The following is a 23877-nucleotide window of genomic DNA, read 5'->3' as shown; positions in this document are numbered from 1 at the left end:
GTTCAAGACAGGTTTCCCCTGATCGTGGAGGGGAGCGATTCCAGCGGCACATACGGCCCGAGATAGCAGAGCGAGTTCAGCAACTGCATGAAGCTGTCGAGAATCAGACCGGGCTTGCGCAGTTCGGCTTCGGCACGCCAGGCAATCAGCGTGACGGGGCGCTTGCCGATTGCCGGGTTCAGCGAACCGTCATCCTGCACGAGGTCGCCGTTGCTGTAGATCGACTGGCCTTCGCCGCCGACGAAATAGGCGACGCTGTCCGGCGACAGCACGATCGGCTGCGGACTCGCGCTGTCCCACGCGAGCAGCGACTCGTTCTGGTACATCACCGTGTAGGTATGCTGGCCGGCCTGAATGCGAATCTTGCCGACGTCGAAGCCGCCGCTCGTGTCGACTTCGGCCGAGACCAGCTCGCCCGGCTCCGAGATAGCCCGCGCGGCGAGCCCGCAACGCTCATTGAGATAGCCGATCATCTGCTGGGCGCTGCCGATCTGCCCGGCCTGCACCGCGCGCCCGAGGTCCAGCGCGCGTTTTAGCGTGCCGCGGATGGGTGTCGCGCGGCCGATATCGGCCGGCTTCATGACCCACATCGCGAGGCCGCCGAACTGGCCGAACTCGGGATCGGCGACGACCGGACGCATCATCTGTTCGACGATCGCCGACACGTCGCGTTGATGGGTCGGACCACCTTGGTTGCTGCCGCGCGGCGTCACGTCGAGTTCGACGCACAGGCCGCCCTGGCTCACAAGGAACGCCGGGCGCGGATCGATTTCGGCGGCCGCGAAGGTGAGCATCGGCAGCGAGGGAACGGCGCGGCCGGCTCCGTCAGCGTCGATGACCGCAAGGCCGAGCTTCGCCGCCACGAGCGCCGCCACCGTGAAGCCCAGCGCGCCGCTTTCCGGCGGCATCACATAGGCGAGTCTGGTGGATTGCGATTCGAGCCGGGCCTGGACATTCTGCACAGCCGTCACCGGCCCGAGCGGGTAGATGGCTGAATTGATCGCTTCGGGCGCACCGAGATAGGCGACCATGACCGCCGCGCCTTCGGTGGCTTCTTCGACGGACACAACCTTGATCGTGTCGGTCGAGTAGTAATCGCCGGGGACAAAATGCGCAGCCAGGTGCCGCGCGGATTCGATTGTGCCGCCGCCACCGCTGCCAAAGAACGCGGCCCCTAGCAGCAGCGGTTCCAGGTCTTCCTTGCGTAACTCATAGGCCATTTGTTATTCCTTTCGTATAGACGTCGATAGAAACTTCGCGCTGGAGTTCGGCGAGCAAACTCATGGCGCTGGTGACACGCGTGGTCGAATCAGTCGTCAGCGAACGCAAACCGCGCTCGAGGATGTCGATTGCTTCGGCGATGCGTCCGGTGGCACGCAGCAGATCGGCGAGATAACGCGCGGCGTCCACGCGCGCCGGCACCGAACCAAACGCAAGCGCGGTGGACAACGCGGTACGCAGACCCAGTTCCGCCGCGTTCACCTCGCCGAGTGCCCACTGCGCGCGCGCCCGGGTAACCAGCAACTCGCCCAGGTAGACACGTTCCTGACGGGCGAGAGTCTCATCGATCGCGGTGGCGAGCATCGCCTCGCAGGTTTTCGCGCGGCCGGCGCGCAGCAGCAGCTCGCCGTGCTGCCAGGCCATGAAGGAATAGAACAGCGCACCGCCGTTGCAAACGACGTGGTTATCGTAGCCGTCGAGCATGACAGTTTCCGCTTCATCGGAATGGCCGAGCGCACTGAGGTGGCAGGCGCGAAGGACCTGCCCGACGCCCCGGTAGAACGCGAAGCCGTTCGCGATCGAGACCGACTCGAGTTCGCTCGCGAGATGCCCCAGCCGGTCCATGTCTTCGAACAGGCAGGCGAGCCAGGAGGCGCCCTGCAGGTTGACGGCATGAGCGAACGCGTGCGCGCCTGGCTCCGAGGCGCGCAGGATCAACATTTCCATGGCGCGCCGCGCCTGTCCGAAGGCGCCGATCTGGTAGGCCGCGAGTCCTTCGAAAGTCAACGCGAGACTGGCGAGATCGATCCCTTGCGAGCCGGTACGGGTGTCGTCGCGCGCCACGCCAAGCAGGTTGCCGCGCGCGAGACAGGCGAGGGCTTCTTCGCTGTCGCCGAGCCAGAAGAGGGTGTTTGTCATCGCGACGTGAGCTTCGTCGAGCGACACCCGGTCGCCGCCGTTCTGCGCGCGCTCCAGCATGTTCTGCGCGGTTGCGCGCGCTTGCTTGAGTTGCAGCGTCGTCAGCTGCGTGGTCCAGACGCCGAACTGGATCGCGGCGATTTCGGCGGGGGTACAGACGCCTTCGCCGACGGCCAGCGCGGCGGCGTAGCAAGCGGTGGCCTCCGCGTACAGCCAGCCGTGCACGCTACGCAGGCTCATGCCGAGCAAGCGGTAGGCGTCGAACTGAAGACGGCGCGCGGCCTCCTGTTCGTGCGGTGTTTGCAGCAGGTCGAGGCAGCGGCGCAACGGCGGAATGGCTTCGGCGAACTTCGATTCCTCGATCAGCGCGCTCGCATGTTCGAGACACTTGCGCGCTTCACGGTGATGTTCCTCGCGCGACTTCAGACGCCGCTCGATTGTCTTGCGGCCTACGCCCAACAGGGTGGCTGCCGCACTCTTGTTGCGCCCGGTCCGCTCGAGCGCGCGGTCGATCAAAAGGTCTTCGGCTGCCGCGAGTTTGTCGCGTCCTTCGAGTTGCAGCAGCATGTCGGCGAGGCTGCCGCGCGACACCGGTCCGCCGGTTTCGTTGGCGAGAAACGGCTCGAGCGAGTCGACGTCGATGTTCGTGTTTTCGGCGAGCACGCTCAACTGGCTGATCAGGTTGCGCAATTGCCGGATGTGGCCCGGCCATGCGTGCTGGGCAAGCCGGCGAACGGCGGCCGGCGAAAATTCCAGACGACGTGCGTGCTGCGACGCGAAGTGGGTGACAAGCGCGGGGATGTCCTCGACGCGCTGTTCGAGTCCGGGCACGGCAAGCACGAAGACCGCGAGCCGGTAGAAAAGGTCCTCGCGGAAGAGCCCTTCGCGTGCGAGTTCGCGCAGGTCGCGGTGAGTTGAGGCAACCACGCGTCCTGCGAAGTGCAGACTGGTTGACGAACCAATCGGACGGAAAGTTCGCGTTTCAAGTACGCGCAGCAGTTTGGGTTGCAGCGCGAGCGGCAGTTCGCCGATTTCATCGAGCAGCAGCGTGCCCTTGCCGACCTGCTGGAAAAGTCCCTGGCGGTTTTCGCCCGCGCCGGTGAAGGCGCCTTTAACGTGGCCGAACAATTCGGCTTCGACGAGGTTCTCCGGAATCGCGCCGCAGTTGACGTCGACGAAGGGTTGATCCTGACGCAGGCTGTGTGCGTGCACACGGCGAGCGACCAGTTCCTTGCCTGAACCAGTCGGCCCAAAAATGAGCAAGGGATGATCGGTGGGGGCAACCCGATCGATCATGCGGACCAGTTGGCGAAACGCTGGCGCGCCGCCTACGAAGGCGCCGGAATCAGCCTTGTCGTGAGCGAACGGAACGTCAGGGGTGTAACTCATTACAAAATACGCTCCACTTGATCCGCGTGTTGCGCAACGCGGAAATTACCGTCGAAAAGACGGGGCGGACGGTCATGCAAATCGGTCTGGCGTCTGGCCAGTTTGTCCAATTGCGTGGTCGAATCCGTCCACCGTAATAAAGAGACAGAGTATGACGGCTTGTTGCCGATGTTGTCTTTTCGAAAATAACCCTCGCAACAACGCGATTGCGGATTGCATTGCAGTGTGCTGCGAGGGTGGGCAAGCGGATGGGTACTCTGCGGCGGCAGTGGCCGTAGAAAGGAAAGTATCAGTGGGGAATGTAAATATCAGCGGGGAATGAAACGTGTCCCGGATGCCGTGCCGGGCTCATCGAATAAAAGGTGAGTGTGAAGATTGGGGGCTGCGTTTACAGCCAGCGCCAGATACCCGCGGCCCATCCGGTGAGCGGCATATGAGCCCAAGTCGCGACGAGCCACACAACGAAACCGCCCAACAATGCATGCAAGCCGAAGCCGCCCAGCCGCGCCCGGCCAGCGGCGATCGCCGCGAACGGCAGGTAGCTCGTCTTCGACTCCCACTCAGGCCAGAGATCGGGCTGAAGCTGCTCTTTCTTCCGGTCCTGCAAGGCGGCGCCGACGAGCGCGAGAATCACAATAGCCGCTGCAACGATGTTGCTCTTGGCTACTGGGAACACAGCGATGTGACACAGCCCCCACAGTACGAACGACCACATCATCGGGTGGCGAGTCACTGCGTACACGCCGAGCGCCGCTGCCGGGAATGCAGCGGGCCCGCCGCCGGTGGGCAGCGCCGGGTTGCGAATCAGAGAGCCCATCAGGAGGATCGATGCTATCAGCATGATCACGGTTGCAACCGCCCAGACCCCGTCTCCTGCCTGCCATAGTGGTGCCGTCAAAGGCGCCTTCAGGTAGGCGGCAATCAACCAGCCGAGCGTCGCGAACGCCACCAGCGAATAGACGCCCAGGAACCCCGTTTCGCCAATCGCGCTGACCAGCCGCCTGCGCAGCGGATGGGATAAAACAAAGTGACTCCCCACGAAGGCGACTGCCGCCGCCGCAACTGCGCTGGTGCTTCCCATTGGTCCGGCTCCTCACGTTATATCGCTGGCTGACCGTACTGCGCGTGTTCGATTTCCAGTACCGAAGATTACTCCTTTGCGCTTTCCCTTCTTGTGGCTGCATGTGGCAACATCGCGGAGATCTCTAAATCACGTCCGGCCTTACGCAGGCCCACACACTTCAGGAGAGCCCATGTTCGACCACGTCAAATTCGGAGTCAGCGACTATGCAGCGAGCAAAGCGTTCTTCCTCAAGGCACTCGAACCGATCGGCGTAGCGGTTGTCGGGGAGGGGACGCCGACGTATGGCGTCGAGCTTAGCCCGCCGGGCAAGGCTTCATTGTGCCTGTACCAGACCGACGAGAAGCCTGCGCATCTTCATCTGGCATTCACGGCCGACAATCGCCAGCAAGTCGAAGCTTTCTATCGCGCGGCGCTGGAAGCGGGTGCCAAAGACAATGGTGCGCCGGGTCTGCGCCCGCATTACCACGCGAACTACTATGCAGCTTTTGTGATTGGTCCGGACGGGCACAACATCGAACTGGTTTGCCACAAACCCGAAGCTTAGTCCTTCTATCTAGCGGACTCGCGAGGCCCGGCGCGCGTCCGCTTCGGGCCTCGCGGCGAACGGTCAGGTTGACGGCTGTTCAGATCGACTTGACCTCGCCGCCATCCATCCTCAGCGTCGAGCCCGTCATCCAGTGCGCCCCGGGCGACACGATGAACGCCATCAACTCGGCGATCTCTTCGGGTGTGCCGTAGCGCGCGATTCCCGCTTCGACCGGAAAGCGCGCCGTCGCTTCTTCGACCGTCATGTTGTGGAGCGGCGCCCAACGCTCCAGGTAGGATTGCCGCCGACCGGTCATTACCGGGCCCGGCAGCACGCTGTTGACCTGCACGCCGTCTGCAATCCCACGGTCCGAAAAAGCCTTCGCCAGCGCCACAATCGCCGCGTTGATCGTGCCCACGGCGGCGTAGGGTGCTTTGGGAAACAGCGCCGAGTTACCCGACATCAGCACAACCGACCCTGAGGTTTTCTTCAACGACGGCCATGCCGCGATCGTCAAGCGCCGCGCGCCGTGCAGCTTCAGCGCGAAACCGCGGTCCCATTGATCGTCGCTCATCTCGAAGACATCGATCTGCGGTACCGCGCCCGCGATGTTGAGTAATGCGTCGATCCGGCCGAACGCCGACAGCGTCTGATCGACCACCTTCTGTGCGGCTTCCGGATCTGACAGATCGAGGTCGATTGGAAGCGCTTTTGCGCCTGCCTTTCTGACTTCGTCAGCGGTCTGGGCGAGGTTCTCACGATTGCGCGCAACCACCACCACCGACGCAAAGTCTCGCGCCAACCTGATGGCGGTTGAACGGCCGATACCCTGGCTCGCACCTGTAACGATTGCTACCTTGTTCGACATTTCCTTTCTCCTTCATTCCTGAACTGAACTGGATCCGATGAGTCGCTAAACCAGCGATTCAATGGACAACCACCACGCCGCGTTCGCCTGTCAGCGAATCAGAAATCCGGCAATAGCCGCTGCGATCTCCGCCGCATGCGTTTCCAGCGCGAAGTGGCCGGTGTCGAAAAAGCGCACCTCGGCATTCGGGATGTCGCGCTTGAACGCCTTGGCGCCAGGCGGCAGGAAAAACGGATCGTTTTGCCCCCACACAGCGAGCAACGGGGATTGGTGACTGCGGAAATACTCCTGGAATGCGGGATACAACGCGACATTGTTCCGGTAGTCGCCGAACAGATCGAGCTGGATCTCGTGCGCGCCCGGGCGGCTCAGATAGAACTCGTCAAGCAAGTAGCCGTCCGGCGATACGGAAGCCTTGTTCTGAACGCCATGCGTGTACTGCCACATGGTCGCGTCGTGCGTCAGCATCGCGCGAAGCGCCTCGCGATTGGCTTGTGACGGATCCTGCCAGTAAGCGCGAATCGGATTCCAGCCTTCGCTCAGGCCTTCTTCATACGCGTTACCGTTCTGCGAGATGATCGCCGCGATCCGCTCGGGATGCCTGAGTGCAAGCCGGAAGCCGGTCGGCGCGCCGTAGTCGAATACGTACATGGCAAAGCGGTCGAAACCGATCTGCTCGGTGAAGCGTTCGATCACGGTGGCGATGTTGTCGAACGTGTACGTGAAGGCATCGCGGCTCGGCATGTCCGACTGGCCGAAACCAGGCAGATCGGGCGCGACGATATGGAAGTACTCAGCCAGTAACGGGATCAGGTCCCGAAACATGTGGCTCGAGCTCGGAAAACCGTGGAGGAGGAGCAGTTTCGGCGCGGTCGGACGACCCGCTTCGCGATAGAACACCTTGATGTGGTCGACGTCAGCGTAACGATAGGAAATGGCGGACATGAGTTGACTTCCGGTTGGGTAGACGTACGTTCGAAATGGCAGGCGCGAACAACGCCTGTCGGTATGACAGGTTTGAGTAATCCCTAGCGCGCCGAGACGTCTTGAACCGCTTCGACGATCACGTCGGTGACGATGTCGGAGGCTGTGACGATGGGCGTGTGATCGACCTGGTGTGAATGCACGCGTGCCTTCATGCGCTGTGCCATGAAATGTTGCGTGTCGGGACTGATCATCCGGTCCTGCTCCGCGGTCAGGAACCAGCTCGGCCGCTCGGTCCAGAGCGGGCGCCCGACCGGCTCGCCAATGCACGACACTGAAATGGGACGTTGAACCGCACCGAGCACCGTCAATTCCTGCGCCGTGGCGTTCTGCGCGAACGCCGCTGCGAATGCCTCTTCGGGCAGCCAGATCAGGCCATGCTGATCCGGTGACAGTTTGGGCGCCAGCGGATGCGCTTCGCCACGGTAGAACACATCGCCCACCGTTTCGCCTTCGGCAGGCGCAAGCGCGGCGACATACACCAGCGCCTTGACGTTGTCGGCGCGCGTCGATCCGATTATTGCGCCGGCGTACGCATGCCCGGCAAGAACAACCGGACCTTCAATGCGCTCCAGCGTTCTGTTGAGGGCGGCCACGTCGTCATGCAACGAGGTCAGCGGCAATGGCGCCGCTACTGCGCTGATGCCGCGTGCCTTCAGGCGTTCGACGACTTTGCTCCAGCTTGATCCATCTGCCCACGCGCCGTGCACAAGCACCACGCTCACATTGCCAGTAGACATTTCTCGCTCCTTTGAAGGAATGGGGTGCTGCTTGTAATGCACGTTCATCGCGTCGAGTTGCGCGCTTCGTAACCTGTAAAACGCGTATTTACAGGTTACAAACTGGATGTGTAACTTGTCAAGTGCATTTTTAGTGGTTACACTGCATCCATCGTCACTTCATATTCGTCATGAGAAATGGACTACCGTCAGATGCCCGCGATCCTCGTGGCCGATGCGCCCGGTCTGGATTTCTTGAACTCGATCGCGACGCCGGTGGATGATCCAGTCGACTGGATCGGCGATGGAGAAGATCTACTCGCCTGGCTGGAGCAGACCGGATTTGTGCCGCGCGCGGCGCTCGCGGAAATACGAACCCGCTCGACGCCGGCCGAACTCGACGACGTTGCGGCACGTGCGCGCGAATTGCGCGAGTGGTTCAGGGGATTTGTGCGAAAGAGGAAAGGGCGGCCGCTTGCTGCCAAAGATTTACGCGAGCTCGAACCCTTGAATCGACTGCTCGAGCGCGATCAGCAGCATGGCGAAATCGTGCCGAACACATCGGGCGGCGCGACGAGCTTTGAACTTCGGGCGAAGCGGCGCTGGCAGTCGGCGGAGTCGTTACTGATGCCCATCGCCGAGGCGTTGGCGAAGCTGGTTTGTGAAGAGGACTTCACGTACGTGAAAGCGTGCGAAGGCCCTAAATGCACGTTGCTGTTTGCGGATCACACACGTGGCCACGCGCGGCGGTGGTGCAGCATGGCGATCTGCGGCAACCGCGCGAAGGTCGCGGCGCACCGCAAGCGGCTCAAGGAGCAGGAGAACGGCTAGCTTTCGCGGCCAAAGCCGCATCACACAGCAACGCACGTCGGGTCAATGTCTGAGTCGACGCCGCCTCGGCCGATTCGGGTCGCGTATGAACCTTTTGATGGAACACCGCTTCGTTCTCCGCGCAAGTCAAATGAATCCGCCGGCTGCGCGCAGTCACCATGCCGGCGGCGCGACAGTCGGTGAATCAGGCGGGAGATCGGGGTGACGGCTACATAGGCTCGCTCTCGTACCCGCAAACAGGCAATGCAGCGAAGCGTAGCAGGGAAGGTTGCCGCCAGTTGGTTTCCGGAAGAACGAATTACTCGCGTATGTGCAGTGGCCCACACTTCTCCGTGGCTTGCCGGGCGGCACGATGCTTGCTGAAATAGTCGCGGGTGTTTTGCTTTGCGCGAAGTCGGCGCTCGATGCAAGCGAAGGAAACTGACGCAGCATCGTGGTCAATTCCGGACTCAGACAACGCCAGTTCCGGGCTTGATTGCGGCAGAATAATCAGCTCGACCCGATTAAGATTAATTATTCCATTCGCATACTCTGACGGAAAGGCCGCGCAAGTTTGCACTGTTCATGCAAAGACCCCGGTACTATATGGTTCAGCGGGAATTGGCCCGGGAGCCAGCGTGAGAGAAGCCGGCGTGCAAGCCGGTGTGAAACGCGCCGCATATTCCACGTATAAACATGAACAATTTTATTCGACCCCCTGTTTCCTATCCGGCATCCGTCGTTTTCGTGGACGACAGCGACAGCTACCTCGATGCATTGCGCCGATTCTTTCCGGATGTTTCAACCAATCTGTTTTTCACTCGGCCCCAAACTGCACTTGCTTTCATCCGCAAGCATGCTCGCGAGCATTCGCTGGTGTTTGCGCCGGCCTCGGCCGGTTTGAGCGAGGTCGGTCTGGAACGGTTCGTCGAAACCTCGGCCGAGCGTGACGTCCTGGCCCGGAACGCCCGATTTTCGGAGGTGGCCGCGGTGGTGGTCGATTACGACATGCCCGGACTCAGCGGCGTCGAATTCCTTTCGTCCATATCCAATTTGCGTTGTGCGAAGGTGCTCCTGACCGGCGTTGCGGATGAGACCGTCGCGGTAAAAGCCTTCAATGCCGGCATTGTCGATCTGTATCTGAGAAAGACGGACGCGGATTCGGCTAACCGACTGGTTCATTTTTTGAAAGATGCCAGAAACCGGCATTGTTCGGAGGCAGGCTGGTTGGGGCTGGGCGAAAACGGCCTGACCTATTGCGATCCGCGAACGAGCAAGGCCATCGACGCGGTGGTTGCCGCCGAAAACATCGTCGAGTATTACTGGCGTCCGGAGCAGAATGCCATCCTGATGTTCGACCGGGCGGGCAACCCGAGTGTTTTCCTTGCCTGGGCTGAGAACGACTGGATCGCCCAGGCGGAAATTGTGGCGGATGAGAGCGGGCCGGCGGATCTGTTGCGGCGGATGGCGGTACGCGAGTCGATGCCGATTTTCTGGCCGTACCTGGCCTATCGTCCCGGTACGAACTACAAAACGGTCACGCCGCAATCCATCCCGGGTTGGGACGACGCTTTCTATTGCTGGAGCCGAATCGATTCTGCCGACGTGGGTCTGAGCACGCAGACATTTTCGCAATGGCGCAGCGGCCGGATGCAGCAGACCCACTCATGAAGGATCGGCCCCTTCGCATAGTCCGCTATGAACCTGCCGGAATAGACCGACGTTTTCCGCCCCATTGAGCCACATGTACGCCATTCCGACCGCCTTTGTCTCTGCGCTGTTCGTGGTGTTCGGACTCTATGTACTCATCACACAAGGCGTGACGCGGCTGTCCGCGCCATTCCTTCTGATGTGCGCGGCGACATTTGCATGGCAGGGCACATGGACCTTGCTGTTCCAGACGGAAGATCCCCACATTGCGAGCGTGCTGGTCCGGGTCGGTTATCTCTTCATTCTCTTTCTGCCCACCACGTTCTATCACTTCGTCACCGAGGTGGCGGCGAGGCGCCGCGAGCGGCCCATCTTGCTCGCGTCTTACGGCATGTGTGTTGTCCTCGCCGTGCTGCTGCCCGGCAACGAAGTAGTCTCCGGCTACCGGCACTTTTTCTTTGGCTACTATCCGAGCGCCGGGACGCTGCATCCTTTGCACGTCTTGCAGACCGTGTTGCTCGCCGCCCGCAGCGGACAGCTTCTGCTCGCCGCGCGCAAGCAGGCCGGCAGTGAAGCGCGCCGGCGTCTCGATCTCTGCTTTGCAACCCTCTGCCTATACTCGTTCGCGGCAGTCGACTATGCGGTCAACTACGGTTACCCGTTCTATCCGCCGGGTGTGCTGTTCATTGCGCTCAGCCTGGGCCTTCTCGCGATCACGATCGTTCGTTATCACCTGATTCACCCCTATGCGATCGCAGCGACAATCGCGCACGAAATCGCGACGCCGCTCGCGACGATCGCCATGCACGCCGACGAAATCGCCAGCGTATGGGCGCATGTGTTCAAAGGTTACAAGCTGGCGGTCACGCATGGGCTGTACGACGATCAGGAGGGGCATTCCGGGCAGTCCGAGCGCATCAGCCACCTCGCCACGGCGATCAGAAGGGAGGTGTCGGGCACCAGCGCGATGGTCGAGATGGCGCTCGCATCGTTCACCCTGGATCGCCTGGACCGCACTCGCTTCAGTCCTCATTCCATGCAGCAATGTGTGACGTCGGCGCTGGAACGCTATCCGTTCCGTAGCGACGAACGCGTACGCGTCACCGTGGCGCCGATCGACCCGGCGCTATGCTTTTCGGGTTCGGACACGCTGGCGGTTTTTGTGCTGTTCAATCTGCTGAAAAACGCGTTGCACGCGATTCATGTGAGCGGCGAGGGCGAGATCGCAATCAGCGCGGTTCAGGAAAACGGCTTCTGCGTACTGCGATTCCGCGACACGGGGCCGGGCATCGCGCCCGACGTGCTGCCGCATATCTTCGACGCCTTCTTCTCGACCAAGCGGCATGGAAGCGGCGCGGGAATGGGGCTCGCCTTCTGCCGCCGCGCGGCGGAATTGCTGGGCGGCACGATCGAATGCATGTCGACGCGCGGTTCACACACCACCTTCACCGTGCGCTTACCGGTACCGGGGTCGCCAGCGGACCGTGCACTGAGTAAAGCGCCGGCGCGCTCCTTGCGCCGGCGTCCGCAGTGAAGATTAAGGGTGGAATTAGCGGTGAAACTTAAAGATCAAACTCAGCGGAAAAACTGAACGGCGAAAGTCCGCCGCTGAGATCAGGCGGCCAGTGCCGTCATCGGCAGCTCATATTCCTTGACCCGTTCGACGATTCCTTCCGGAAAGCGCCTGATCTTCCGGTCCCGCCCGGCGTACAGGATCTGCTGGTAACCCTGTGAAACCTGGCGCCCATCCACGCAGAAGCGAAACAGCAGGTAGGCGGAGCATTGCTTGACCTGCACCGTGTTCAGATAGCAATCCACGTGCTGGAAGGGGAAGGTCTCGTGGACGTACTCCTGGTGCGCGCGTTTGGTCACGAACATGCCGTCCGATCCCAGCAGGTCATTGTGGATGCACTCATGAAACCACCGCTCGCGGCAAACACCTTGCCACTCGAAGTAGCGTGAGAAGTACGTATTCATGAACGCGTTCGAGTCCTTTAGATAAATATCGAACGTGTGGTGGAAGGTTTTGAGCGAGCCCGTGGCGATCGGGTCTTCCGAAAGAAGGGCGGATCCTCGGTTGAGGGCGGTAGGGATATTGTCACGCATCAACATACGATTTTCCTTTCGCAGGAACGGCTGCTTGCGGCAACCACGCATGCCTCCCTGTACGGCAGGCACATCCCATTCTGTTGGGGATGTGGGTCGTGTGGCTATTGGCTGACAAACATGTGACGAAGAAAACTGACAAATGCCCTTGCAATCGGCGCGGACTACGCTGCAACACGCGTTTGCAACCACCGAAGAAGTGGCTTCAATTTCTCGCGATATTCATTACGCGGCGGATGCACCAGATAATATCCAGCCCCCGTCTCCACCACGCGCTTGAACGGCGTCACCAGCGAGCCGCTGGTGAGATTCTCTCCGACCAGATTCAGATCCCCCAGCGCTACACCCAAGCCGCGTGCCGCGGCGCTGAATGCGAGATCCAGCGTGTCGAACACCTGCTCCCGATACGTATGCGCGGCAAGGTTGCCTTCCTGCTGCAACCACAGGATCCAGCCGCGCCGGCCGAAGCTGGAATGCAGCAACGTGTGGTGTTTCAGATCTTCGGGTTCCACGAGCGGCGGTGTGCCGTTAGCGATCTGCGGCGAGCAGACCGGCGTCAATCTCTCGCGCATCAGACAGGTGGCTTCCAATCCTTCCCAATTGCCGGTTCCGAACAGGATCGCCGCGTCGAGTGTGCCTTCGCCGAAATTGGTCGGCAGGAACCATGCGGTGTCGATATTCAACTGCGTACCGGGCACTTCAGCGTAAAAGTCGGTGAGGCGCGGCAGTAACCAGCGCGCCGCCAGCGTGGGCGTGACACGCAGGGTAATGGTCTGGCCGCCTGAGTTGGTGATGTGCATCGAGCGGCGCGCGGTTGCCAGCAACTCTTCGACGATCGGCACCAAGCGTTGGCACTCCGCGGTCTGCACGACCATGCGGGTGTGCCTGACGAACAGCGCGCAACCGAAATACTCCTCAATCTGCTGGATATGCCGGCTCACCGCGCTCTGGCTGAGAAACAGCTGCTGCGATGCAGCCGTGAAGTTGCCGCAACGGGCGACCACCAGCAGGGTTTGCAGCACGTTGAAGGGAGGATAGCGTTCGATCTTCATTTATGCACAACTCGCATGGTAACCATGAGATTTTACCGTTTGTGGCCGGAAAATTGGCGTTCTTAAATCCCTTCAACAAGTCCGGATTTCCATGCCCGAAGCAGCCCCGCAGTGAGTGCCGGGGTGCCGCCACTGAGCATCGGGTTTGCTTTACCCAGCGGGCAGAAACACCAGATCGACGCCGTGTCGAACAATGCGTTTAAGGGATTTTTAGTTTGGTCCGATCTACCGTCACGTTGCCCCTGCAACAGGGCATGCGAGCGTCGCAAAGCCATGCACACAGTGCAAGTGCGTCTGAGGAGTCGGGCAACGGTTCTCAAATGGAATATGTGGAGCGCCAGCTGGTTCAGACTGCACCGCGCTGGCCGGAAGGACACCATTCCTGCGTCGCGCTCGCGTTCGATCTGGATGGCCCGACCGGCGACGCGATGCTCAACGGTTCGATCTGGACCAACCCTTCGTATTTCACCCTGGGCAGTTATGGCCCGTGGCGCGCGCTTGGCCGTCTGCTCGATATGCTCAACGAGCGGCGCGTGCCGGCAACCTTCTTCGTGCCGGCCTGGGTGGTCGAAAACTGGCCGGATCAATGTGCGGCGATCATCGCGGGCGGCCATGAGATCGCTTACCACGGCTACCGGCACGAGGCTTTCTGGACTCTGGATCGCGACGGCCAGCGCGAAGTCATGGAACGCTCCGCGGAAGTCTTCGCCAAGTATCTCGGCATGCAGCCGGTTGGTTTTCGCACGCCATCGGGCGACTGGGGTCCGGACACGATTCGCGTGCTGATGGAAGCCGGCGTGCGCTATTCGAGTTCGATGCGGGGCGACGATCGTCCTTATCTGCTGCACGCCGAGGGCATCGCCGAGCCGATGGTCGAAATTCCGGGCCGCTGGGAGCTCGACGATTATGCGTCGCTGGCCTATCACCGCAACCCGGATTTTCCGGCGAGCCTCGACCGCATTGCCAGCTATGACACGACGCTCGACAACTGGCGTCGCGAATTCGACGGCTCACATCGTGACGGACTTTGCCTGACCACGCTGTTTCATCCGAAGGTGTCCGGCAAACCCGGCCGGATTGCGTTGTTGGAAAGACTGATCGATCACATGCACGCACAAGGCGACGTATGGTTCGCCACGTGCCGCGACGTCGCGCAATGGTGGCTCGATAACAATGCCTCGGGACACGCGCAGGAGTTCAGCGCATGAATGCACTTCACTGGCCGCACAACGCGCGCTGCGCGGTGGTCGTCACGGTCGACTTCAACGACGAACACGGCATCCTGACTCAGGAGCCGCGTATCGCCGGCCGCGAAAAATCGCTTTCGGTCTGGCGCTATGGCGCGAAACGAGGCGTGGATCGCGTGCTCGACGCCTTCGATGAGTTCGATGTCCGCTCGAGCTGGTTCCTGCCCGGACGCGTTGCCCAAACCCACACGGACTTGCTGCGCCGTATCGACGCGCAGCAACACGAAATCGGCACGAGTGGATTTCGTTGCGAGAACTTCGACACACTCACGTTCGATGAGCAACGACAGGCGTTCCTGGCAGGTCAGCAAGCGCTCGTCGACACACTCGGTCGGCGCGTGCAGGGTTTTCGTTCTTTCTACGGCAATTGGGCGCCGGGCTTCGCGGACTTTCTTCGCAGCGAAGGGGTCACGTGGTCGTCTTCATGGCGCGGCGACGATCTGCCGTATTTTCATTTGCCGGACGCAAACGCAGGGACTGTGGTGGCTGCGGACACGCCCCCGCTGGTCGAACTGCCGCTTCACTATGAACTCGAAGACGAACCGTACTTCGTCTACAACCTGTCGCCAGCAGTACCGGTCGGACAGCCACGGATTCCCTCGTATCGGGAAGTGCTGGTGAACTGGAAGCAGGATTTCGCGGCGTTCCGCCGCTTCGGTCTGTGCTTCGTGCTGAGGCTGCATCCGGAGCTCATCGGTACAGCGGGACGTATCGACGTGTTGCGCGAGTTGCTAGCGGAGATGCGTTCGCATGATGACGTGTGGTTCGCGACGGGCGCGGAAGTAGCGGCCTGGTGGCGGCAGAACGTCGATGGCAACGAGCCCGGTCATCCGGTCGAGGTTTTTGCACGGCATCGCGAGGCTGCACGATGAGCGCGCGTGATCTGTCGCTGTCGGAGCAACTGGCGGCATTCGTCGCCGGCGTACCCGACGACGCGCTGCCTGCTGCCGTCGTCCATAAGGCCAAGCGGCACATCCTCGACACACTCGGCGCGTCGCTCGCCGGTGCCGCGGCCGTGGAGTCGCGCAGCGCGCGGGCGGTCATGTCCGGCGACGGGCCAGGCGTCGCGCAGGTCTGGGGCACGCGGCAGTCGCTCGGCCCGCGCAGCGCGGCCTTCGTCAACGGTATCGCCGCGCACGCATTGGAACTCGACGACTCGGGCGGCTGCGATCATTCCGGCGCGGTCGTGCTGCCTGCCGCATTCGCGGCACTTGCGTGCTCACCGCGACCAGTCTCGGGGCGTGAATTTCTCGCTGCAGTCGTGCTCGGCTATGACGTCGGCAGGCGAGTACTCGAAGCGTGCGGCGGATATTCGCCGCACAACGCACGCGGCTGGCATTCGACGATGACCTGCGGCGTGTTCGGCGCGGCGGCGGCAAGCGCGCGCCTCCTCGGACTCGACGCCGTGCAAACCGGCGCGGCGTTCGGCCATGCGGGCAGCTTCAGCGGCGGCCTATGGGGCTTCATTCACGACGCGTCGCAAACGAAACGTATGCATACCGGCCGCGCGGCTGAAGGTGGATTGCTGGCGGCATTGCTGGCGAGGGAAAACGTCAGCGGCCCGACGCAGGTGTTCGCGGACGTATGGGGCGGCTTCTTCAACGCGTTCGCTCCCGACACGCAGAAGCCCGAAGCCTTGCTGCACGAACTGGGCGACACGTGGAAGATCATGCGTTGCTCGATCAAGCCGCACGCGTCGTGCCGCAGCACGCATGCAGCAGTCGATGCCACGCTCGATCTGCTGCGTGACATCAGATTCGATCCGAACAGGCTCTCGAACGTGCACGTCCGATTGAGCGCATTCGTCGAAGGCATGTGCGGTGGCCGCGATTTGCGCAACCTGGCCTCATCGCAGATGAGTTTGCCGTATGCGGTTGCTTCGGTGCTGGTCTATGGCCATGCGAGGATTGGCGCTTATCTAGAGGCTGCGCGAACCGATCTGCGGGTGGCCGCGATGATGGAGCGCATCACGCTCGAAGTCGATCTGACGATGTCCGATCTGGACGAGCCCATCGTCACGCTCACGATCGCCGATGAGATGCCGCGCTCGCGGCAGGTGCTCACGCCGCTCGGCGATCCGCGCAATCCATTGTCGGATGCAGACTTGCTGTCGAAGTACCACGCCCTGGCCACGATGGCGCTCGAAGACGCATCGGCGAACGCGCTTGCCGACGCCGTACTCGATCTGGACAATCTCGCCGACGCGCGAACGCTTCTATCGTGGCTTGGCGGCGATGCCGATGCCAAACCCGCGCTGCGATAGCACGACAGGCCGCGACGGAAGCTCAATCGTTTTGATGACAAGCGTTCAATTCTTTAAAGGTATGTCCTCCATGTCCAAGCCGAACCCGCTGCGCGCTGCGTCCCGTTTGATGGCAGTCTGCCTGTCGACCTTTCTCTTCGGCGCTGCAGCCCATGCGCAAGCGTTGCCTGATTCGATCGCCAAGGCCAAGGTCATCAAGGTCGCGGTCAACTCGATCTACCCGCCGATGGAATACAAAGACCCGGAGAGCGGCGAATTGACCGGTTTCGATATCGACCTCGGCAATGCGATTGCAAAGCAACTCGGCGTCAAGCTGGACTGGCAGGAGTCAGCGTTTGAACAATTGCTGCCCTCGCTCGCTACCGGGCGTGTGGACATGGTGTTGAGCGGATTGAGCGATGTGCCGGGGCGCCGTGATACAGCGGACTTTCTCGACTATCTGAATTCAGGCGCGCAGTTCTACATCCTGACGGGCGCGCATGGCGGCGAGATCCGGCAGTCGGCGGATCTGTGCGGGAAGTCGGTCGGCACGAGCCGCAGCACGTCGTTCCCGGCGGACACCGCAGCATGGAGTACGAAGAACTGCGTCGGCAAGACGCCGATCACGGTAGTGGGTACGGAAGACACGTCATCCGCGCGTATGCAGTTGAAGCAGGGGCGAATCGTGGCAGGCGTGCAGGGCAGCGAAACCCTGCCGTACGCAATGAAGCTCGAACCGAACACCTACAGGCCCATTGGTGAACCGTTCGCGGCTTCGCCTGAAGGTATTGCCTTTGCGAAATCCAACCCGAAGCTGCGCGATGCGGTGCGGGCCGCGCTCGACAAGCTGGTCGCGAACGGCACATACAGTGCGATCGTGGCGAAGTGGGGCCTGCAATCGAGCGCGGTTCAGCAGGTGACGATGAACGGCGCGAAGGACCATTGAAGCAGATGGGTCACTCGACGTATTCGCTCAGCCACGTGGCGAATGCGGACACGAGCGGCGTATCGGACAACTCCTGCCGGGACACGAGGTAATACGCGTGTCTCGACGGCACGGTGATGTTGAACGGCCGAATTAGCGTGCCGTCCATCAGGTCGTCCCGCACCGAGAAACTGTCGCCGAGCGCCACACCCTGACCGTGAATGGCCGCTTCGATACCGATATGCGCATTGCCGATTTCCAGAATCCTGATGCCCTCGAGTTTGTCGGCCGATGCATGCGCAAGCCACCGCATCCACGACCCCGAGTGCTCGCAAAACAGCGCTTTGCCCGCGAGGTCCTCGGTCTTGCGGATCGCATTGGGACCGTTCATCAAAGCGGGACTGACCACTGGAAACAGCGCGGGATGCGTAATCAGCGTGACGTGACGATCGCGCCAGCGGCCTTCTCCGTAGCGCACGCATACGTCGACATCGGGCGAATACACCTCGCGGTCGTCGTTGGAGGGGATCACTTTCAGATTGACCGCCGGGTACTGGTCGAGAAACTCGCCGATGTGCCGGGCCATCCAGCGCGACGTGAACAGCAGCGGTGTGGATACGACGAGATCGCCGGCCATCTCGGGCGAGTCCAGTTTGACCACGGCGTTGGCGATCATGTCGAACGCGTTTTTGACGGGCTGCAGCAAGGCTTCGCCTTCGCGCGTCAGCTTCACGCGCGCCTTTGATCTGACGAACAGCGTAACGCCCAGTGATTCTTCGAGAATGCGGATCTGATGGCTGACCGCGCTGGCGGTCACGTGCAACTCCTGCGCGGCGCCGGCCACGCTCGAGCGCCGTGCCGCGGCTTCGAACGCACGGAGGGGATTGAGCGGTGGCAGACGGTTTCGCATGTGGCGGGAAGAGATGCTGAGAAAAATTTCATTTGAACGGAATTTAATTCTCGCTACAAGAAGAAAAACTGGATACGTACAGTGGAGTCAACTTAACTGAGGGCTGGCAGCGATGAATATTTCTGAACCGATCGAGCGTTTGTGGGGTGGGCGTTTCAAGTCGAGGCCGTCGGCGGCGCTCAAGGCGTTGTCGCGTTCGGACCCGAGCTTCTTCCGGCTCGCGCCTTACGATCTGGCCGGTTCTCGCGCTCATGCACAGGAGTTGCGCCGCGCGCAGATCCTGACCGAGGATGAACTGCAGCAACTGCTGGCCGAAATGGACAAGCTGCAAGCGCAGTACCTCGCAGGCGAGATCGGACCGTCGCAGGATGACGAGGACGTGCACACGTTCCTCGAACGCGAATTGACGCAGCGTTTGGGCGCCACCGGCGGCAAGCTGCGCGCGGGCCGTTCGCGCAACGACCAGGCGGCCAACGACCTGCGCCTGTTCCTGCGCGACAAGGCACGCACGCTGACGCACGCGGTGATCGATTTGCAGAACGCACTGATCGAACAGGCCGATGCGCACACCCGCAGCGTGACGGCGGGCTTTACCCATCTGCAGCCGGCGCAGCCGGTCGTGTTCGCGCATCATTTGCTGGCGCACGCGCAGTCGATTTACCGCGACGTCGATCGTCTGGTGGACTGGGACCGGCGCAGCGCGCGCTCGCCGCTGGGCGCGGCAGCGTTGGCGGGCTCGGCGATCTGCCTCAGCCCGGAGTTGTCAGCCGCTGAGCTCGGTTATGACGCGCCGTGTGAGAACTCGATCGACGCCGTCGCTTCACGCGATCACGTAGCGGAGTTCGTGTTCATTGCGAGCATGCTGTCGGTGAATCTGTCGCGGCTGTCGGAAGAAGTGATCCTGTGGACGACGCGCCAGTTCGGCTGGGTCGTGCTGGACGATGGCTACGCGACGGGCAGCTCGATCATGCCGCAGAAGAAGAACTCGGATATCGCGGAGCTTACGCGCGGCAAGGCGGGGCGATTGATCGGCAATCTTGGCGGCCTGCTGGCGACGCTGAAGTCGCTGCCGCTCGCGTACAACCGCGATCTGGCGGAAGACAAGATCGCCGCGTTCGACAGCATCGACACGTTGGAGTTGGTATTGCCGGCAATGGCTGGCATGATCCGCACGATGCAGGTGAACGTGGACGAGATGCGCCGCCAGGCGCCGCTGGGTTTCACGCTCGCCACGGAGGTGGCCGACTGGCTCGCGCTGCGCGGTATTCCGTTCAGTGAGGCACACGAGATCACGGGCGCGCTGGTGCGGGCGTGTGAAGAGCAGGGCATCGAGCTGGGTGAAGTATCCGTGGCGACGTTGGCGCAGGTGGATGCGCGGCTGGAAGCGTCGGTGCTGGAGCACGTGACGCTCGAAGCGGCGGTGGCCGCGCGCAGCGGCTACGGCGGCACGGCGCCGGCTCGCGTGGAAGAGCAGATCACCCGGCTGCGTGCGGCGATCGACCGGCAGGCCGCGTGGGCAGCGGACTACAGGGGGCCATCATGGTAAGCGTTTCCAACGATCGGGCGGCACTGCCCGCGGAGGCTCAGAAGCAGATGACAGAGATGAGTGAAGACGTCACCGACATTTCGCATCTGGTCCATGTGCGGCGCCGCTACTGGGGCCGTTATGTGGCCTCTGCGGCGATCATCGCGTTGATTGGGTACGTGGTGTTAGCGTTCGCGCATGGGCAGATCGAATGGCGTTACGTCGCGCGCTTCCTGACGGCGCGTTCGATCCTGAACGGCCTCGTCAACACGATCGTGATGACGGTGCTGGCGATGGTGCTGGGCGTGGTGCTCGGCGTGATCACCGCGATCATGCGGCTGTCGCCCAATCCGGTTTTGCAAGCGGTCGCGCAAGGCTATGTGTGGCTGTTTCGCGGCACGCCGGTGATCTTGCAACTGCTGCTGTGGTTCAACCTCGCGCTGGTGTTTCCGTCAATGGGGATTCCGGGCCTGTTCGAATTTCGCACGGTGGACGTCATGACGCCGTTCCTCGCGGCGTTGCTGGGTCTGGGGATCAACCAGGGGGCGTACACGTCGGAAGTGGTGCGCGCGGGCCTGTTGTCGGTGGATACGGGCCAGTATGAAGCGGCCAAGTCGATCGGCATGCCGCGGCTGCAGGCGCTGCGCCGGATAATTCTGCCGCAGGCGATGCGGGTGATTGTGCCGCCGATTGGCAACGAGCTGGTGGGGATGGTGAAGCTGACCTCGCTCGCGAGCGTGATCCAGTATGCGGAGATGCTGCACAACGCCGAGAACATCTACTACGCGAATGCACGGGTGATCGAGCTGTTGATGGTGGCGGGGGTCTGGTACCTGGTGGTGGTGACGGTGCTGTCGTTCGCGCAGTCGCGGGTGGAGCGGCACTACGCCCGCGGGGCGGGACGTGCATCGGGCCGGCAATGAAGACGCCGGCGACGACAGGACAAGGAGCCGAAATGAATTCAATCGTTCGCGCGGTCGACGTGCGCAAATCATATGGCGAGTTCAAGGCCTTGCAGGGCATCACGCTGGATGTGGCCAAAGGCGAGGTGCTGTGCGTGATCGGGCCGTCGGGCTCGGGCAAAAGCACGTTCCTGCGCTGCATCAACCAGTTGGAGAAGATCAACGAAGGGGCGCTGTGGGTGAACGGCGAACTGGCGGGCTACCGGCGCGTGGGCAACCGGCTGCACGAACTGTCGGAGCGGCAGGTGGCGCGTCAGCGCCTTGCGACCGGCATGGTGTTCCAGAAATTCCACCTGTTCCCACACAAAACGGTACTGGAGAACGTGACCGAAGGTCCGGTGCAGGTGCTGAAACGGCGTCGCGCGGAAGCGGAAGAAGAGGCGCGTTCGTTGTTGAAGCGCGTAGGGCTCGCTCATAAGTGCGATGCGTTTCCGGTGGAACTGTCCGGCGGACAGCAGCAACGGGTGGCGATTGCACGTGCACTGGCAATGCATCCGCAACTGATGCTGTTCGACGAGCCGACCTCGGCGTTGGATCCCGAACTCGTCGGCGAAGTGCTGGCGGTGATGCGGGACCTCGCGCGAAGCGGCATGACGATGATCGTGGTGACGCATGAACTGGGCTTTGCACGCGAGGTAGCCAACCGCGTGGTCTTCATGGATCAGGGGCAGGTGGTGGAAACCGGCACGCCTGATCAGGTGCTCGGGCAGCCAAAACATAAACGTACGCAGGATTTCATCTCGGCCGTGCTGTCCTGATCACAACCGCGGGTTCCAACTGGGACCCGCTTTTCAGATTCTTCTAACAAGCGAGTTTCTATGAACGCGTCCCTTCGTTTGCGTGAATGGTTCACCCTGGTTGTTGGCGTCGTGGCGCTGCATGCGCCGCTGCTTCATGCACAAACCGCTCCGTCAATTGGCAAGAGCACGCTCGTCGCGGCGATCGTGCCGAACTATCCGCCGTTCGAATACAAGGACCCCGCTACCGACAAGCTGATGGGTTTTGACGTCGATCTCGGCGAAGCCCTCGCCGCGAAGCTCGGCGTCAAGCTCGAATGGCAGGAAACCAACTTCGACCAGATGATGAGCGCGCTGACGACGAAGCGCGTCGACGTGATCCTGTCAGGCATGACCGATCTGCCCGAGCGCCGCGGGGCGGTGAACTTCCTCGACTACATCACGACCGGTCCGCAGTTCTACACGGTGAAGGCGCGTGCGGGAGAGTTCGCGACGATGGATGCGTTGTGCGGAAAGACTGTCGGAACGAGCCGCCGGACATCGTTCGTGAACGATACGACGAAGTGGAGCAACGAGCATTGCGTGAAGGCAGGTAAGCCGCCCATCAAGGTAATCGGTACGGATGGCTCGTCGGACGCGCGCATGCAGTTGCGCCAGAACCGGATCGATGTGGCAGTTCAGGGCGGTGAGACTTTGCCGTACCAGAACTCGATTGAGCAGAACGCGTACGCGCCGATCGGTCAGCCATTCCTGTCGCAGTACACTGCGATCGGCATGTCGAAGGACAACGCGGCGCTCAATACGGCGCTGACCAATGCGTTCAATCAATTGATCGCTGACGGCACCTACCAGAAGATCCTGGCGAAGTGGGGCTTGCAGCAACACGCTGTGCCGAAGGCGCTTGTTAACGCTGGGACTTGATACGGTCGGGCGCTAGCCTCGCCCAGGCTGTCATCAGGCTCGACAGATGGTTGGCCCACGCCGCTGGCTTCCCGAGCCAGCGGCCCATGGTAGTGGGCTTGAGCGCTTCGAAGCCGCCGTGCGTTTTCAGCTCCGAGCCATCGCCTTGCCGACATGCTCCGCAAACGCTTTCACCTTCGCCGAATGCCGGCGCTCCAGTGGGCTCACCAGATGGATCGGGATGGGGATCGTGTCCCAGTCCGGCAACATCCGCTGCACTTCGCCACTGGCTAGCTCGTCGTCGAACAGCCATGTCGGCGAATAGCCGATCCCCATACCCGCGAGCACCGAGGCCCGCATGACCTCGCTGCTGTTGGTTTGCAGATTGCCTTCGACCCGCACGATGCGCGTGGTTCCCACCGGATCCGTCGCGCCGGGCCCCGCCGTAAAACGCCACGCGTTGCGCATCGCCAGTTCGGTGTAGACGATGCAGTTGTGCTCGACCAGGTCGTCGGGAACGCGTGGCGCTTTCGTTCCTTTGGGCAGTGAGCGCACATAGCTGCGATGCGCCATCAGCATCCGCTGTGCCGTTCCCACGCGACGCGCGATCAGACTGCTGTCCGGCAGATCGCCGAGTCGCACCGCGACGTCGATCCCCTGTTCCACAAGGTCGACAAAACCATCGCTCAGGCGCAGGTCGATCTTCACGCCCCGATGCTCTGCCAGAAACGACTGAACCAATGGCATGAGCTTGAGGCGCCCGAAGCCGACTGACGCCGCGATTCGCAGCCAACCCGTCAGTTGCTGCTCGCCGCGCCGCAGCGCGCCTTCGGCCTCCGCGATCTCCGCGACGAGGCGCCGCGCCTGCTCGAAATAGTGTTCACCTTCTTCCGTTAGCGCGAGCGAACGCGTGGTTCGCGTCAGCAGCCGTGCGCCCAGTTCCCGCTCGAGTGCAGCGACCTGTTTGCTCACTGCGCTTTGCGTCGTGTCGGCCTCGTGCGCGACCGCGGAAAAGCTGCCGGCCTCCACCACGCGCACGAACGTCTTCATTGCCTGCAGCTTATCCATTTTGCTCAATATATTCCTATGCGGAATCAGTCAT

At 61.9% G+C, this 23877-nt stretch carries 22 protein-coding genes; 12 read left to right on the top strand and 10 right to left on the bottom strand.

The genetic code is table 11. The features are described from left to right. Positions 1-2: 2 nt before the first annotated feature. The 3 genes from BM438_RS31045 to BM438_RS31035 all read right to left on the bottom strand — a co-directional run bounded on the left by BM438_RS31045 (position 3) and on the right by BM438_RS31035 (position 4609). Positions 3-1220, bottom strand: coding sequence for an S-methyl thiohydantoin desulfurase domain-containing protein (locus tag BM438_RS31045; protein ID WP_093642691.1), 1218 nt, complete (start codon positions 1218-1220; stop codon positions 3-5). Further along, positions 1210-3528 (bottom strand): sigma-54 interaction domain-containing protein, encoded by a 2319-nt coding sequence (locus BM438_RS31040; protein WP_093642688.1) that lies wholly within the window; start codon positions 3526-3528, stop codon positions 1210-1212. Before BM438_RS31040 ends, BM438_RS31045 begins: the two co-directional genes overlap by 11 nt. A gap of 388 nt (positions 3529-3916) precedes the next feature. After that, positions 3917-4609 (bottom strand): NnrU family protein, encoded by a 693-nt coding sequence (locus tag BM438_RS31035; RefSeq protein WP_093642685.1) that lies wholly within the window; start codon positions 4607-4609, stop codon positions 3917-3919. A gap of 172 nt (positions 4610-4781) precedes the next feature. On the opposite strand from BM438_RS31035, the gene BM438_RS31030 reads away from it, so the two are divergent. Next, a complete protein-coding gene (locus BM438_RS31030; RefSeq protein WP_093642683.1) occupies positions 4782-5156 on the top strand; it encodes a VOC family protein in 375 nt (124 codons plus the stop codon). A gap of 79 nt (positions 5157-5235) precedes the next feature. Here the strand turns inward: BM438_RS31030 and BM438_RS31025 are convergent, their stop codons facing one another. From BM438_RS31025 to BM438_RS31015, 3 genes are all read right to left on the bottom strand, one after another. Continuing rightward, positions 5236-6006 carry an SDR family oxidoreductase gene (locus tag BM438_RS31025; RefSeq protein ID WP_093642680.1) on the bottom strand — a complete coding sequence of 257 codons (771 nt, stop codon included), beginning with the start codon at positions 6004-6006 and terminating at the stop codon, positions 5236-5238. 90 nt (positions 6007-6096) lie between these two features. Next, positions 6097-6951: an alpha/beta fold hydrolase gene (locus tag BM438_RS31020; protein WP_093642677.1), complete on the bottom strand. Its 855-nt coding sequence runs from the start codon at positions 6949-6951 to the stop codon at positions 6097-6099. Positions 6952-7034: 83 nt separating this feature from the next. Further along, positions 7035-7730 carry an alpha/beta hydrolase gene (locus BM438_RS31015; RefSeq protein ID WP_093642673.1) on the bottom strand — a complete coding sequence of 232 codons (696 nt, stop codon included), beginning with the start codon at positions 7728-7730 and terminating at the stop codon, positions 7035-7037. A gap of 177 nt (positions 7731-7907) precedes the next feature. Here BM438_RS31015 and BM438_RS31010 point away from each other — a divergent pair, with 177 nt between their 5' ends. The 3 genes from BM438_RS31010 to BM438_RS46745 all read left to right on the top strand — a co-directional run bounded on the left by BM438_RS31010 (position 7908) and on the right by BM438_RS46745 (position 11703). Then, the gene (locus BM438_RS31010) at positions 7908-8540 is read left to right on the top strand and encodes a CGNR zinc finger domain-containing protein (RefSeq protein ID WP_093642670.1); all 633 of its coding nucleotides are present in this window, start codon (positions 7908-7910) and stop codon (positions 8538-8540) included. A 675-nt stretch (positions 8541-9215) separates the two neighbouring features. Continuing rightward, the gene (locus tag BM438_RS31005) at positions 9216-10190 is read left to right on the top strand and encodes a response regulator (RefSeq protein WP_093642667.1); all 975 of its coding nucleotides are present in this window, start codon (positions 9216-9218) and stop codon (positions 10188-10190) included. 73 nt (positions 10191-10263) lie between these two features. Next, complete coding sequence (locus BM438_RS46745; RefSeq protein WP_093642664.1) at positions 10264-11703, top strand: sensor histidine kinase; 1440 nt, start codon at positions 10264-10266, stop codon at positions 11701-11703. Positions 11704-11783: 80 nt separating this feature from the next. Here the strand turns inward: BM438_RS46745 and BM438_RS30995 are convergent, their stop codons facing one another. Next, a complete protein-coding gene (locus tag BM438_RS30995) occupies positions 11784-12281 on the bottom strand; it encodes an acyl-CoA thioesterase (protein WP_054041457.1) in 498 nt (165 codons plus the stop codon). Between the two features lie 158 nt (positions 12282-12439). After that, positions 12440-13327, bottom strand: coding sequence for a LysR substrate-binding domain-containing protein (locus BM438_RS30990; RefSeq protein WP_093642661.1), 888 nt, complete (start codon positions 13325-13327; stop codon positions 12440-12442). A 320-nt stretch (positions 13328-13647) separates the two neighbouring features. On the opposite strand from BM438_RS30990, the gene BM438_RS30985 reads away from it, so the two are divergent. The 4 genes from BM438_RS30985 to BM438_RS30970 all read left to right on the top strand — a co-directional run bounded on the left by BM438_RS30985 (position 13648) and on the right by BM438_RS30970 (position 17762). Next, positions 13648-14535, top strand: coding sequence for a polysaccharide deacetylase family protein (locus tag BM438_RS30985; RefSeq protein WP_093642658.1), 888 nt, complete (start codon positions 13648-13650; stop codon positions 14533-14535). Next, positions 14532-15446, top strand: a complete 915-nt coding sequence (locus BM438_RS30980) for a polysaccharide deacetylase family protein (RefSeq protein ID WP_093642655.1) — start codon at positions 14532-14534, stop codon at positions 15444-15446. The genes BM438_RS30985 and BM438_RS30980 overlap by 4 nt, the downstream gene beginning before the upstream one ends. Then, complete coding sequence (locus tag BM438_RS30975; RefSeq protein ID WP_093642652.1) at positions 15443-16837, top strand: MmgE/PrpD family protein; 1395 nt, start codon at positions 15443-15445, stop codon at positions 16835-16837. Before BM438_RS30980 ends, BM438_RS30975 begins: the two co-directional genes overlap by 4 nt. Before the next feature lie 70 nt (positions 16838-16907). After that, on the top strand, positions 16908-17762 hold the full coding sequence (locus BM438_RS30970) for an ABC transporter substrate-binding protein (RefSeq protein ID WP_244179501.1): 855 nt from the start codon (positions 16908-16910) through the stop codon (positions 17760-17762). A gap of 10 nt (positions 17763-17772) precedes the next feature. Here the strand turns inward: BM438_RS30970 and BM438_RS30965 are convergent, their stop codons facing one another. Next, positions 17773-18651, bottom strand: coding sequence for a LysR substrate-binding domain-containing protein (locus BM438_RS30965; RefSeq protein ID WP_093642647.1), 879 nt, complete (start codon positions 18649-18651; stop codon positions 17773-17775). A gap of 112 nt (positions 18652-18763) precedes the next feature. On the opposite strand from BM438_RS30965, the gene argH reads away from it, so the two are divergent. From argH to BM438_RS30945, 4 genes are read left to right on the top strand one after another with little or no spacing between them, the layout of a single operon-like run. Next, positions 18764-20197 carry an argininosuccinate lyase gene (gene argH, locus BM438_RS30960; RefSeq protein ID WP_208620727.1) on the top strand — a complete coding sequence of 478 codons (1434 nt, stop codon included), beginning with the start codon at positions 18764-18766 and terminating at the stop codon, positions 20195-20197. 47 nt (positions 20198-20244) lie between these two features. After that, positions 20245-21099, top strand: coding sequence for an amino acid ABC transporter permease (locus BM438_RS30955; RefSeq protein WP_093642972.1), 855 nt, complete (start codon positions 20245-20247; stop codon positions 21097-21099). 32 nt (positions 21100-21131) lie between these two features. After that, entirely contained in the window at positions 21132-21896 is a 765-nt protein-coding gene (locus tag BM438_RS30950; RefSeq protein ID WP_093642644.1) for an amino acid ABC transporter ATP-binding protein, read from the top strand. Between the two features lie 60 nt (positions 21897-21956). Continuing rightward, a complete protein-coding gene (locus BM438_RS30945) occupies positions 21957-22796 on the top strand; it encodes an ABC transporter substrate-binding protein (RefSeq protein WP_093642641.1) in 840 nt (279 codons plus the stop codon). Positions 22797-22922: 126 nt separating this feature from the next. Here the strand turns inward: BM438_RS30945 and BM438_RS30940 are convergent, their stop codons facing one another. Then, positions 22923-23843: a LysR family transcriptional regulator gene (locus BM438_RS30940; protein ID WP_093642639.1), complete on the bottom strand. Its 921-nt coding sequence runs from the start codon at positions 23841-23843 to the stop codon at positions 22923-22925. Between the last annotated feature and the right edge of the window lie 34 nt (positions 23844-23877).

Origin of the sequence: Paraburkholderia aspalathi (genome assembly GCF_900116445.1) — a bacterium.
GTDB lineage: Bacteria > Pseudomonadota > Gammaproteobacteria > Burkholderiales > Burkholderiaceae > Paraburkholderia > Paraburkholderia aspalathi.
This window is presented reverse-complemented; position numbering and strand designations above follow the sequence as displayed.

Coding starts and splice junctions, on each gene's coding strand:
- BM438_RS31045 (WP_093642691.1), bottom strand. CDS start 1,220: ATGGCCTATGAGTTACGCAAGGAAGACCTGGAACCGCTGCTGCTAGGG.
- BM438_RS31040 (WP_093642688.1), bottom strand. CDS start 3,528: ATGAGTTACACCCCTGACGTTCCGTTCGCTCACGACAAGGCTGATTCC.
- BM438_RS31035 (WP_093642685.1), bottom strand. CDS start 4,609: ATGGGAAGCACCAGCGCAGTTGCGGCGGCGGCAGTCGCCTTCGTGGGG.
- BM438_RS31030 (WP_093642683.1), top strand. CDS start 4,782: ATGTTCGACCACGTCAAATTCGGAGTCAGCGACTATGCAGCGAGCAAA.
- BM438_RS31025 (WP_093642680.1), bottom strand. CDS start 6,006: ATGTCGAACAAGGTAGCAATCGTTACAGGTGCGAGCCAGGGTATCGGC.
- BM438_RS31020 (WP_093642677.1), bottom strand. CDS start 6,951: ATGTCCGCCATTTCCTATCGTTACGCTGACGTCGACCACATCAAGGTG.
- BM438_RS31015 (WP_093642673.1), bottom strand. CDS start 7,730: ATGTCTACTGGCAATGTGAGCGTGGTGCTTGTGCACGGCGCGTGGGCA.
- BM438_RS31010 (WP_093642670.1), top strand. CDS start 7,908: ATGGACTACCGTCAGATGCCCGCGATCCTCGTGGCCGATGCGCCCGGT.
- BM438_RS31005 (WP_093642667.1), top strand. CDS start 9,216: ATGAACAATTTTATTCGACCCCCTGTTTCCTATCCGGCATCCGTCGTT.
- BM438_RS46745 (WP_093642664.1), top strand. CDS start 10,264: ATGTACGCCATTCCGACCGCCTTTGTCTCTGCGCTGTTCGTGGTGTTC.
- BM438_RS30995 (WP_054041457.1), bottom strand. CDS start 12,281: ATGTTGATGCGTGACAATATCCCTACCGCCCTCAACCGAGGATCCGCC.
- BM438_RS30990 (WP_093642661.1), bottom strand. CDS start 13,327: ATGAAGATCGAACGCTATCCTCCCTTCAACGTGCTGCAAACCCTGCTG.
- BM438_RS30985 (WP_093642658.1), top strand. CDS start 13,648: ATGGAATATGTGGAGCGCCAGCTGGTTCAGACTGCACCGCGCTGGCCG.
- BM438_RS30980 (WP_093642655.1), top strand. CDS start 14,532: ATGAATGCACTTCACTGGCCGCACAACGCGCGCTGCGCGGTGGTCGTC.
- BM438_RS30975 (WP_093642652.1), top strand. CDS start 15,443: ATGAGCGCGCGTGATCTGTCGCTGTCGGAGCAACTGGCGGCATTCGTC.
- BM438_RS30970 (WP_244179501.1), top strand. CDS start 16,908: ATGTCCAAGCCGAACCCGCTGCGCGCTGCGTCCCGTTTGATGGCAGTC.
- BM438_RS30965 (WP_093642647.1), bottom strand. CDS start 18,651: ATGCGAAACCGTCTGCCACCGCTCAATCCCCTCCGTGCGTTCGAAGCC.
- argH (WP_208620727.1), top strand. CDS start 18,764: ATGAATATTTCTGAACCGATCGAGCGTTTGTGGGGTGGGCGTTTCAAG.
- BM438_RS30955 (WP_093642972.1), top strand. CDS start 20,245: ATGACAGAGATGAGTGAAGACGTCACCGACATTTCGCATCTGGTCCAT.
- BM438_RS30950 (WP_093642644.1), top strand. CDS start 21,132: ATGAATTCAATCGTTCGCGCGGTCGACGTGCGCAAATCATATGGCGAG.
- BM438_RS30945 (WP_093642641.1), top strand. CDS start 21,957: ATGAACGCGTCCCTTCGTTTGCGTGAATGGTTCACCCTGGTTGTTGGC.
- BM438_RS30940 (WP_093642639.1), bottom strand. CDS start 23,843: ATGGATAAGCTGCAGGCAATGAAGACGTTCGTGCGCGTGGTGGAGGCC.